Source organism: Staphylococcus coagulans, assembly GCF_002901995.1.
GTDB lineage: Bacteria > Bacillota > Bacilli > Staphylococcales > Staphylococcaceae > Staphylococcus > Staphylococcus coagulans.
Genome location: NZ_PPQN01000011.1, coordinates 1 through 12137, shown reverse-complemented (window position 1 = coordinate 12137; position 12137 = coordinate 1). Strand labels below are relative to the sequence as shown.

General features: G+C 34.7%; 13 protein-coding genes. 4 read left to right on the top strand and 9 right to left on the bottom strand.

Features of this window, described 5'->3' with window-relative positions; translation table 11 throughout:
- Window positions 1-9 precede the first annotated feature (9 nt).
- The 3 genes from CD118_RS02375 to rpsN form a co-directional block, all read right to left on the bottom strand.
- Entirely contained in the window at window positions 10-1026 is a 1017-nt protein-coding gene (locus tag CD118_RS02375) for a CAP domain-containing protein (RefSeq protein WP_169925584.1), read from the bottom strand.
- 5 nt (window positions 1027-1031) lie between these two features.
- On the bottom strand, window positions 1032-2009 hold the full coding sequence (gene guaC / locus CD118_RS02370; RefSeq protein ID WP_060829964.1) for a GMP reductase: 978 nt from the start codon (window positions 2007-2009) through the stop codon (window positions 1032-1034).
- Window positions 2010-2088: 79 nt separating this feature from the next.
- Window positions 2089-2358, bottom strand: a complete 270-nt coding sequence (gene rpsN, locus CD118_RS02365) for a 30S ribosomal protein S14 (protein WP_016424998.1) — start codon at window positions 2356-2358, stop codon at window positions 2089-2091.
- Between the two features lie 173 nt (window positions 2359-2531).
- Between rpsN and rpmG the strand changes: the two genes are divergently transcribed.
- The 3 genes from rpmG (at window position 2532) to CD118_RS02350 (ending at window position 5293) form a co-directional block, all read left to right on the top strand.
- Entirely contained in the window at window positions 2532-2681 is a 150-nt protein-coding gene (gene rpmG / locus CD118_RS02360; protein WP_014613994.1) for a 50S ribosomal protein L33, read from the top strand.
- Between the two features lie 611 nt (window positions 2682-3292).
- Complete coding sequence (locus CD118_RS02355) at window positions 3293-4747, top strand: amino acid permease (protein ID WP_060829965.1); 1455 nt, start codon at window positions 3293-3295, stop codon at window positions 4745-4747.
- Between the two features lie 231 nt (window positions 4748-4978).
- Window positions 4979-5293 carry a hypothetical protein gene (locus tag CD118_RS02350; protein ID WP_016424996.1) on the top strand — a complete coding sequence of 105 codons (315 nt, stop codon included), beginning with the start codon at window positions 4979-4981 and terminating at the stop codon, window positions 5291-5293.
- Between the two features lie 173 nt (window positions 5294-5466).
- On the opposite strand, the gene CD118_RS02345 is transcribed toward CD118_RS02350, so the two are convergent.
- From CD118_RS02345 to CD118_RS02330, 4 genes are all read right to left on the bottom strand, one after another.
- Window positions 5467-6273: a Cof-type HAD-IIB family hydrolase gene (locus CD118_RS02345; protein ID WP_060829967.1), complete on the bottom strand. Its 807-nt coding sequence runs from the start codon at window positions 6271-6273 to the stop codon at window positions 5467-5469.
- A gap of 334 nt (window positions 6274-6607) precedes the next feature.
- Complete coding sequence (thrB, locus tag CD118_RS02340; RefSeq protein WP_103356188.1) at window positions 6608-7528, bottom strand: homoserine kinase; 921 nt, start codon at window positions 7526-7528, stop codon at window positions 6608-6610.
- The gene (gene thrC, locus CD118_RS02335; RefSeq protein WP_103356187.1) at window positions 7525-8589 is read right to left on the bottom strand and encodes a threonine synthase; all 1065 of its coding nucleotides are present in this window, start codon (window positions 8587-8589) and stop codon (window positions 7525-7527) included. The genes thrB and thrC overlap by 4 nt, the downstream gene beginning before the upstream one ends.
- A 5-nt stretch (window positions 8590-8594) precedes the next feature.
- Window positions 8595-9878 carry a homoserine dehydrogenase gene (locus CD118_RS02330; RefSeq protein WP_103356186.1) on the bottom strand — a complete coding sequence of 428 codons (1284 nt, stop codon included), beginning with the start codon at window positions 9876-9878 and terminating at the stop codon, window positions 8595-8597.
- A gap of 191 nt (window positions 9879-10069) precedes the next feature.
- Between CD118_RS02330 and CD118_RS02325 the strand changes: the two genes are divergently transcribed.
- Entirely contained in the window at window positions 10070-11422 is a 1353-nt protein-coding gene (locus tag CD118_RS02325) for an aspartate kinase (protein WP_103356185.1), read from the top strand.
- Between the two features lie 39 nt (window positions 11423-11461).
- Here the strand turns inward: CD118_RS02325 and CD118_RS12180 are convergent, their stop codons facing one another.
- Window positions 11462-11818: a hypothetical protein gene (locus CD118_RS12180; protein ID WP_240621891.1), complete on the bottom strand. Its 357-nt coding sequence runs from the start codon at window positions 11816-11818 to the stop codon at window positions 11462-11464.
- Window positions 11772-12056, bottom strand: a complete 285-nt coding sequence (locus tag CD118_RS12175) for a hypothetical protein (protein WP_240621889.1) — start codon at window positions 12054-12056, stop codon at window positions 11772-11774. The genes CD118_RS12180 and CD118_RS12175 overlap by 47 nt, the downstream gene beginning before the upstream one ends.
- Between the last annotated feature and the right edge of the window lie 81 nt (window positions 12057-12137).

Below are 12137 nucleotides of genomic sequence, written 5' to 3'. Positions count from 1 at the left end.
CATCAAACATTAACCGATATAATTTTCGGTGAAAAACGGTTGGCGCTCTGAATTAAAATCAACACCAATACCTATTGTTTTCACACTTCTATTTAATATATTTTTCCGATGTCCTTTAGAATTCATTAATCCATGATGGGCATATATAGGACTCGTTTGACCATATGCTAAGTTTTCCGCAGCAACTTGATATTGATGACCATCAGCTTTAATACGATCAAATGGTGTTTTACCGCTTAAATCATTATGATCAAAGTAATGATTTTTTGCCATATCAGTACTATGTTTTCTAGCTGTTTGCGCAAGAGAATCAGAATAAGCTAATGGCTTTAAGCCTTTTTGAACTCTTGTAGCATTTAACAAGTTATAATCACCTTTTTCAAAACTATCATTCAAAAATTTTGAAGGGGCAGCGTACTGCGCCTTTAATTTATTTTCCATCGTATGACTGATTTGCATCAATCCCATGAGTTGATGGTTGTCATATTTATCATAGAAAGCAGTCGTGTAGATGCCATCTTTATCAAAAATATCATAATCTTGTTGTTCTTTTTTATAAATGGTATGACCTTTTTTAATTTCATCTACAGGTGTTCCTAGTTTTTCACGGACAAAATCTTTAGGGCTTCCATATTTAATCCCATTTTTAGAAGTAATCATATTTTGATTCGTATACAACCCGTGTACTTTATCATTGATAAAACTGACCATGACAAACTCATTAAAATCATGATGATAAACATACCAGCGCGTACCGTATTCGTTGCCTATTTTGGAAACTGGTTGCCCGAGTTTTGCATCAACTTGCTTTTTGGTCATATTCATTTGAATATTTCTCATCGCAAAAACTTGCTGTTCTGGTGTTTTTAACGTGGTTTCATTTGTTTTGCCATCGACGAGTTGATCAATTTTTTCATTAGCTGGCTTTACAAAATCAGATATTACTGTACTCGGTTGAATTGGGACAAAAAGAATAATTAGCAATCCTAAAAGAAAAAACAAAAGGAATTTACGGATAATCAACAGCTCCTTTAATCTCTGTCACCATTAAAAATAGAATTGCGAACGATGACGTAGTCTACTTTTCTAAGCGCATCAATGTCTTTTCCACCTGCATATGAAATCGAACTTTGTAAGTCTTCTTTCATTTCAGTGAGGGTATCTTTTAATGCACCTTTATGTTCGACAAACATTTTTTTACCCTCAACATTTTTACGTTCACCTTTTTGAAATTCTGATGCACTACCAAAGTATTCCTTGTATGTTTTACCGTCTATTTCAACCGTTTCCCCTGGTGATTCTTCATGGGCAGCAAATAATGACCCTATCATTACCATTGAAGCACCAAAACGGATTGATTTGGCGATATCACCATGTGTACGAATACCACCATCTGCAATAATCGGTTTACGCGCTGCTTTACTACAGTGATTCACTGCTGCAAGTTGCCATCCACCCGTACCAAAACCAGTTTTAATTTTAGTAATACACACGCGACCTGGACCGATACCTACTTTTGTAGCATCTGCACCTGCATTTTCAAGTTCTCTTACACCTTCAGGGGTACCTACATTCCCTGCGATAACAAATACATTCGGCAATTGTTTTTTAATATGCTGAATCATTTCAATAACTTGATCTGAATGACCGTGTGCAATATCGATTGTAATATACTCAGGAGAAAGACCTTCTACTTTTAATTGATTGATAAAATCAAATTCACCTTGTTTTACACCTACTGAGATTGATGCAAAGTATCCTTTTTCATGCATTCTTTTAACGAATGGCAGGCGTGCTGCTTCATCAAATCTATGCATGATATAAAAGTAATCATTTTGAGCAAACCACTCTGCCAATGATTCATTCATCACGGTTTGCATATTTGCTGGGACAACAGGTAATTTAAAACGCTTCGGTCCAAATTGAATGGAAGTATCGATTTCTGAACGACTTTTAACTACACTTTTGTTAGGGATGAGTTGTATATCTTCATAGTCAAAAATTTTCATAAAAAAAGCCCCTTTATATATTTATTCCTATGATAATATACTATCTTTAGGAAACAAAGTAAATAAAGGGAGATCGGTTTTACCAGCTTGACTTTTTAACACCAGGGATTTGTCCTTTGTGTGCATGTTCTCTAAATGCGATACGAGACATTTCAAATTTACGCATAACACCACGAGGACGACCTGTAACTTTACATCTACGAGTTAAACGTGTAGGTGATGCGTCTCTAGGTAATTTTTTAAGACCTTCATAGTCACCTTTTGCTTTTAATTCTCTTCTAATTTCAGCATATTTAGCGACCATTTCTTCTCTTTTTTTCTCTTTAGCTATTTTAGACTTCTTAGCCATTTATATGAACAACTCCTTTGAATCGTAATTATTACGTTTTACATCATAGCACATTCTTTTCCCTATTCGCAAGCCTTTAAAATATAAAAAAGTAAAAAAGAGTTGGCAAAAATGGAGTGACATGCTAAAATATTAAATCGTAATAGTTTCAATTTGAAAAGGAGGTCCTACCCATGCGCGTTAACGTTACTTTAGCATGTACTGAATGTGGTGATCGTAACTATATCACAACTAAAAACAAACGAACTAATCCTGAGCGTATTGAAATGATGAAATACTGCCCAAGATTAAACAAACATACTTTACACAGAGAAACTAAATAATCGTAGTGCTTATATCATAACATTACGATTATAAAGTATAAAAGAAAATGAATCTATCATTTCTTTAACTTAAATCACAAGTGTCATTGCCTTGTCATACTTTCGAGGCAATTAGACATTCATTGAGAATTTCTATATTTAAACGATTTGATTATTAATTTTGAGTTGAATTATTTATGTCCTAGGCTCGTTTGATAGTAGAGCAGGATACCTATCTTTTATTTAAAATACGACACCAGTCAAATTACGTTACACACGCGAATACGTAATTTGACTTTTTTTATGCGCTTTAAAGGCTTACTTAGGTCAATTGAGCCACTTCAAATTATCTTCATAATGCATTTATTTTGTAATACATACCATTTTAAATTTTGAGGCTCCTCATATTTTATTTAAACCATTGAATGAAATGTTCGTTTACTATTTTAATTTTGTAAAAGTAAAACTGAATCGTAACTTTAACGCCATCCATGCTATTTGTCATATTCCACTCTGAACGTATATCTCTAAAAACCTTATTTTCATCACTTTAAAGTCTTAAATTCCTATTGAAACTATACTATTTTAGAAGTAAAATAAATGAAAATCTAAATTATGAGGAGAAATTGTTTATGGAAGAAAAGAAATTGAGTAGAACCCTCCAATCAAGGCATATCACAATGATTGCCATTGGGGGCGCTATCGGAACAGGATTGTTTGTAGCAACCGGTGGCGTTATCGCACAAGCTGGCCCAGGCGGTGCCATTCTCGCGTACATAATTATAGGTATTATGTTGTACTTTTTAATGTCATCAATCGGAGAAATGGCAACATTTTATCCAGTGTCAGGTGCTTTTAGTAGTTATGCAACACGTTTTGTTGATCCGTCACTTGGTTTCACGATGGGATGGCTTTATTGGACTATCTGGTCGTTGGTTACAAGCGTAGATGTCATCGTCGCATCTAATGTAATTAGTTATTGGGATACCTTTCATTTCTTCTCACCTCTTGTTTGGAGTTTGCTTTTTCTAACATTACTATTCTTAGTTAATGTATTCACTGTAAAAGCTTTTGGAGAAGCTGAGTTTTGGCTCTCATTAATCAAAGTCATTACAATTATTATTTTCATAATACTCGGTATTTTAATGATTTTTGGTATTCTAGGTGGGCATTACTATGGTCTTAAAAACTTTACGGTTGGAGAAGCACCGTTCGTAGGAGGCATTTCAGGATTCTTAAGCGTGCTGTTAATTGCTGGATTTTCAGTTGGTGGTACTGAAGTTGTTGCGGTAACTGCAGGGGAATCTGACAATCCGAGAGAATCTATGCCTAAAGCGATTAAACAAGTGTTCTGGCGAATTTTACTGTTTTATGTGTTATCCATCGCTGTCATTTCAGCCATTTTAGCTTATACTGATCCTACATTACTCAACGAAAATGGGTCAATTGCGCAAAGTCCATTTACGATTGTATTCGACAAAGTAGGTATTGCTTTTGCTGCTTCTGTCATTAATGCGGTCATTTTAACTTCATTACTTTCAGCAGCTAACTCTGGTGTTTTTACTACAAGTCGTATGCTTTATTCATTAAGTCAACATGGGCAAGCACCTCAATTTTTAGGCAAAATTCATCATCGCTCAAAATTACCTTTAAATGCTTTATTTACAACTTTTGTTTTTATTGCGATTGTTACTCTCTATGCCAACTACAATCCAAAAAGCGTCATTGGGTTGCTAAATATTATTGGTGCACTTGTCACATTTGTATGGGGCTCAAGTTTAATTGCACAAATCCGAATGAGACGTGCAATTAAGAAACAAAATAAAAATATTGATCAACTACTTGCATATAAAGCACCATTCTTCCCTGTGGGACCTATTATCGTTATTGCAATCTTGTTGTTCTTAATATTTGGTAGCTCAGCAGAAGCTATTGTTCATTTTGAAGTTTCTAAATTACTTCAAAGCTTTTTACCTATCATTGTGCTAATTGTTGTTTATTTCGTACACAAAGCAATCAATAAAACAAAAGTGATTCCTCTTGAAGAAATAGATTTAAGTGAGCATGAGTCCTATCGTGAATCGTAAATATCACTTTAATCACTTTTTTGTATTACAACCTATACACGATGACTATTTTCAGTAGTCATCATACACTATCATGGAGTGAGACTTAAAAAGTCACGCTCCATGTTTCTTTTTATCCCACTATCTCTTTTAACTGCCCTATATTGATGTGAAAACCTATTTATCTCCCATTTACTATAAATCGGTAAATAATGTATAATTAAGTTAATAAATTGTAAAGGTGGTTATTGTATGGTCGGTCAAACAAACCTTTTCGATGATGTTTTAAAGCCGGATGAACGTTTTGTCATCGTCGTTCAAGCTTTAGAAAATAAAAATGGGCAGTTAGCAAAACGCACATTAAGAGAATATAGTAGCTTAACCCATGATCAGATGAACAATTTATTTCAACATTTAAAAGAATTATATTTAGACTCTGAGTTTGAAGCGAATCAATCTGCATTCACAATTACGGTCTATACGAACTTAGACTATACAGCGGATCAAGTGTATGCCCATATTAAACGTCATCGTGGCAAACACGAGTGGACACATACTGCAAAATAGCATCATCAATTTGTTCCATAAAAAAACAACACAAGTTACAACGATAACAGTTGAATTTCACTTTATCTTCAATGTGTTTTATCGTTATCTAAAGACTTGTGTTGTTTTTTAAATTTTTATATGAAAACAACAAACGACTTTAATCTATTAAATCTCACGAGTCCGAGTGTTGCTTATTTGTTTATAAGTTGCTCCAACGCGTATGGAATTCCATCCTCATCATTACTTTTGGTTACCATATCTGCTTGTTCTTTTACTTCATCAGATGCGTTATCCATTGCAATTGCAGTACCGGCAGTTTTAAACATTTCTATATCATTGGCACTATCACCAAAAGCAACAATATGATTCACATCAATATCCAACCGCTCCGCTAAAGCTTCAATGGCTGCACCTTTTGAAACGCTTTTTCTCATGAATTCTAGGAAAAATGGTTTACTTGTCGTCATGTCAATAGCTTTATTAAATTCATTTCCAAATTGTTTAATTATTTTTTCAATGTTTTCTTCAAAGTCAACACCCATTACTTTCGGAACTGATTTTTGAATGTAACTTTTCAAATCATCTACTTTTTCCATTTCTAAACCAGTCAGTTCAGATTCTCGATTCATATATTCATGTTCACCATCATAGATAATCTTTCCGTGATCATACGTAAGAACAAATAAATTTCGTTCTCGACAAAAATCTACAATTTTATCAAATTCTTCCTTCTCAATATCTTTTTTCGATACAATTTCATTAGCGGCTAAATCTGTTGTTTGAGCACCGTTATAGCTCATTATATAACTGCCATATTGATCCATTTTAAGTTCTTTCGCTATCGGTAACATGCCTTCAGTCGGACGACCTGAAGCTAAAGCAAGTTTATAACCTTCATTTTGTAGATTAAGCAAATAAGATTTTGTTTTTTCTGAAAGATGGTTTTCAGAAGTCATTAACGTATCATCCATATCCATTACAATTAATTCAATTTTCATCTAACAATCTCCTTTCAACTTGTTTATATCTTACAATAGTCTTCCGAACATATACAATAAAACCGTTTGGTAACAACAAATAAAGCCCTTTTATATTGTACAAATGAATCAATGAAGATAATAAAGAAGAGTGAGACAGAAATCGATTTGGATTCGTCTCACCCTTCCCTAGCTAAGATGACTAAGTATGTACAAACTTTCATACAAAAGCGCTCTTAAACAGTACATTTATGCACCTTATATTTAAAATTCTCTTTTAGACTAAATGTATTATATTTCAATCTCAACTTTCCATCTTATTTGATATGTAAATCAAACGCGACACGATACATGTTTAATAATGATGAATGACGTCACTCACCACACCTGTTGTATTAACAGTTGCTAATTCTGAATGACAACTTTTAACTTCTTTGCGTAATGCACGCACAAGTGGACCGCTGTTTTCTTTTTTTACCATTGTTAAAATAGTTGGTCCCGCCCCGGATAAAACAGTGGCATAAGCATGATAGCGATGGGCAATTGTTTTAATTTGATCAAAATCTTGAATGAGATGTTGACGAAACGGTTCGTGCAGGCCATCTTGTTCCATCATTTGACCCGCGAGAACATAATTATGCTGAATTAACGCACTTATCATTGTATTGCTAATAGCGCTATATTTCACCGCTTCTTTATGCGTCAATGTCTCTGGCAACACTTTTCGTGCTGTTGTTGTCGCTAACTCATAACTTGGTATTGTGACAATAAAATCAACATCTGGTACATCAATATGTGCAACACTTGTGATATGAGTTTCTACATTATGATAGCCCACTACTAATCCGCCATAAATCGTCGGTGCGACATTATCAGGATGGCCTTCAATATTAGTGGCAAGTTGTAAAAGCTCATACTTAGATAACTCTATGTCTCCAAAATAATTGGCGATGTATAAAGCAGCAACAAGTGCAGATGCCGAAGAGCCAAGACCTCGTGCTAGAGGGATATCACTAAACATTTTTATTTCTAAAGCAGGTAAGGTCACTCGATACTTATCCGCCACTTTTTGAGCAATCTGATACATATAGTGCGCCTCATCTTCAGGTAAACCAACCAAATGCGGTCCTTCATGAACAAAACGCCATTTTTCGCCTGAAATGATTTGCGCCTCAATATATAAAAACTTGTTTAATGCCATACCAATTGAATCAAAACCACAACCTAGATTCGCAGTCGATGCGGGAACTTTCAAGCTCAATTTATTTTTTGTCATTGTAACGCATCCTTAATATATTGAATAATACTTTCCTTATTATTTGGTAATGCTTGAATTGGGTTCTCCAATAAACCAATCGCAGTGTCTGGGTCTTTTAAACCATTTCCGGTCAATACCGCAACAACACGTTGACCTTGTTTGAGTCGACCTTGACGATGTAATTTAATCAGACCTGCAATGGATGCATTACTTGCTGGCTCACTAAAAATACCTTCTTTAGACGTCATCAATTGATAAGCTTCTAAAATTTCTTCGTCTGTGACAGCATCAATGAGCCCATGTGACTCATCAATAGCTTGTACCGCTTTGTCCCAACTTGCAGGATTACCAATACGAATCGCCGTTGCGATAGTCTCTGGATTTTTCACTACTTTATTTTGCACAATAGGCGAAGCGCCTTCTGCTTGAAAGCCAAACATCTGTGGCAATTCAGATTGATTTGCATCATGATAAGTTTTAAATCCTTTCCAATATGCGGTAATATTGCCTGCATTACCAACAGGAATCGCTAAAACATCAGGTGCTTGTCCTTCAAGTTGGTCGACAATTTCAAATGCTCCTGTTTTTTGACCTTCAATACGGTATGGATTGACAGAGTTTACTAATTCAATTTCACCGTCCTGCGCTACTTCTTTTACGATTTCTAAAGCTTCGTCAAAGTTTCCTTCAATAGAAACAATTTCTGCACCATACATCACAGCTTGTGATAATTTACCTAATGCAATTTTGCCTTCTGGAATAACTACAATTGCTTTTAAACCTGCTCTTGCTGCATAAGCGGCTGCCGAAGCGGATGTATTCCCCGTTGATGCGCAAATTACAATTTTACGCCCTTGTTCCTTGGCTTTAGTGACTGCCATTACCATACCTCTATCTTTAAATGAACCTGTAGGATTGGCACCTTCATATTTGACATAGAGTTCAACACCTAACATTTCTGAAATTGTATCGCAATAAATTAAAGGCGTATGCCCTTCATTTAATGTCACTTTAGGTGTATCATCTGTGACTGGTAAAAATGATTGATATTCTTCAACAAGACCTTTCCATAATTTCATTCTTATCAAACTCCTTCAACTGGATATACTTTTTGTACGTGATAGCCTTCTTCTGATTCGACGTAAGTTGTTGGATGTTGATCAACACCAACAACAACCACTGCTACACTATTAGACGATAACGTTTCAATCTGAAGAGACTTATGAAAAGGTAGCTTGCTTTTCAATGTCGCTTCGACTTGCTTTTGTGAAACTTCAGGTGTATTAATCACTAAATAATAACTTTCCTTTTCTTTTATCGTTACTGTTTCGCCATCGTCCATCATTTCTTTTGTTTTATCAGTTTTTAATTCAAAATGCGGTGGCAATGTATGAAGATCAGACTCAAATTGAAGTGCAACATTTAATAAGTCACTCACGACTGCTGAGCCTGTTGCTAAACTGCCGGCACCTTTTCCATAAAACATTGTTTCTCCTACAGCGTCTCCGATAACATATATCGCATTGTATTCATTTTCAACCGCTGCAAGTTGATGTGAATGCGCAATTAAAGTTGGTTTCACGGATGCCTCCACTTTACCGTTGACATAGGCACCCTTCCCGATAAGTTTAATCTTGTAACCTAAAGCTTTTGCAGCATCTATATCGTGGGTCGTTACACCACTAATCCCTTCAGTTTCAACATCTTTTAAATTAATGACTTGGTTAAATGATAAATAGGAAGTAATAACGACTTTACGCGCTGCATCGATTCCCTCAACATCATCTGTTGGATCGGCTTCTGCAAATCCTAAATCTTGCGCTTCTTTTAAAGCATCTTCATAAGGCGTGCCTTCTTCTGTCATTTTAGTTAAAATAAAATTCGAAGTACCATTAAAGACACCCATGAATTTACTGATATTATTTGCATTCAATCCATTATTAATTGCATTGACAATCGGTATACCCCCAGCTACACTCGCTTCATATTTAAGCGCCACTGCATTTTGTTGTGCCAGGTCTTCTAAAACACGTAAGTGAACAGCCAATAAATCTTTATTTGCTGTAACGACATGTTTCTTTTGAGTCAATGCTGCTTTTAACCAATCCACAGTCGGCTCAATCCCACCCATTACTTCAATAATAATATCGACATCATTGTCATTTAAAATGTCATTGATATCCTCGGTTAAGTGATATCGAGAAATGTTCAATGGACGTTTTTTTGATGTGTCTCGGACCAAAATATGTTTAATGTGGATATCTTTTTGGATTGTATCTTTAATTTGTTGATGGTTCTCTTCAATGATTTTTACGACACCTGAACCGACAGTACCTAATCCTAATAACGCAACATTGAGTTGTTTCATCTAAATCCCTCCGCTTAAATTCTCTCAAAAATTATTCAAGTACAGTTGAAATATATGTAAATATGGTTTAGTATAAATTCATTCACAAAGTTTGTAAAGTTCTAAAAATTTAGAAATATACCTTTATATTACCATTAGTCTTTATCAAACTAAATAGGCAAAGCATCATTAAAGAAAGGTTGTCAAAATTTATGAAAGTATCAAAATTTGGGGGAAGTTCAGTAGCGTCTGCTGAACAAATCAAAAAAGTTTTAAACATTGTAAACAGTGACAATGATAGACGCATCATTGTTGTTTCTGCACCTGGTAAACGGAATGATGATGATATCAAGACAACCGATCTTCTCATTAGGTTGTACGAAAAAGTAGTTAACGGGTTAGATTATATACATAAAAAAGAAGAAATATTAACACGTTTTCAAGATATTATTGATGGACTGTCACTCAAAACAGACGTCCTAAACGAAATCGATCAAACATTAGAACACCATATTTCTACATTAAAAGACCAGCCTGCACGTTTATTAGATGCGCTGAAATCTTCAGGAGAAAATTTCAATGCACAAATCATCGCTGCATATAATAATGAACAAGGGATTCCAACGACGTATTTGTCACCAAAAGAAGCGGGTATTATTGTGACAGATGATCCGGGTAATGCTCAAATTCTTGAATCAAGTTACGATCAAATCAACCAACTTAAAAACTATGATAAAAAAATCATTATTCCTGGCTTTTTTGGCTATTCTGAAACAAATCATATTGTGACATTCCCTCGCGGTGGCTCTGATATTACTGGTGCCATTGTTGCTCGAGGTGTTAAAGCTGATTTGTATGAAAACTTTACGGATGTTTCCGGAATTTACCGTGCAAATCCAAAAGTGATTTCAAAACCAGAAATCATTAACGAAATCACCTATCGTGAAATGCGAGAATTATCTTACGCAGGATTTAGCGTCTTTCATGACGAAGCATTACAACCTCTTTATCATTACCGCATACCTGTCGTTATTAAAAATACAAATCGCCCCGATGATCCAGGGACTTATATTGTGCATGATCGAGAAATTGATCGAAAAAATGTCGTAACCGGTATCAGTTGTGATAAAAACTTTACAAGCATTAACATAAAAAAATATTTAATGAACAGACAAGTGGGCTTCACAGTGAATATTCTTGATATTTTGGCTAAACATCATATTTCATTTGACCACATGCCATCTGGAATCGATAATATTAGTATTATCATGCGTTCAGCACAACTCGTTGGAAAAGAACAAAAAGTATTAGAAGAAATCCGTCAACGTTGTGAAATCGACGAGTTAAGTGTTGAAAATGATTTGGCCATTTTAATGGTTGTCGGTGAAGGGATGAGTGCAGCGGTAGGCACAGCAAATAAAATCACTGACGCCCTCGCACAGGCCAATATCAACTTAAAAATGATTAACCAAGGTTCATCTGAAATCTCAATGATGTTTGGTATATCTACTAAAGATGCCGATGACGCAGTCAAAGCGTGCTATCAACATTGTTATCAAAAATAAGTAAAGAAGAAGTACTTATCCCCCCTCTCTAATGAGGTGTTAACGATAAGTACTTCTTTCTGTAAGTACCTTTCTTAATAAATCTTCACCTACTGCCACTTTTAACGTAATAAATTGATAATAACTCATGCGATCTATTAAGTGACGATAGTATTGAACTTGTTTTTGATTTAAAGGTTCATGTAATATATACATTAAAACTATTTCAGGTTTTATATAATCCACATTCCATTTTAATGAATGATAATATATTTGTTTTTCAGGAATTCTAATATTATTATTTAATCGAAACATCCACTCTTCATTATATACATCATAAACAATTATATTGAGTAATAATATTTCATTTTCATAAACTTCTACAGATGCGATTTTGATGTAGACGATGTTTCTCACAATTCAGCATTTTCCCATGTTTATCCAAACCCTTAATTCGATAATTTTGAGGAATTACACTTAAAACAGTCAACAAATCCATTCTGTTGACACAAATTTCTATCCCATCTTCCAAACATAATTGATCATTTAAAAATAAATTAGTCGCTGCTTCTCCGTGAAATTTAAAATCATTCGGAACGCGTTCAATTAATGTGTACATCAGTTGGTTGACATGACATTTCTGATTTTCTTCCATTAATTCACACCTCCATAGAAAACGCTTACACATGACAGTAATTATACAAGATAAGCTTATACCTGTCTCTTATACACATCT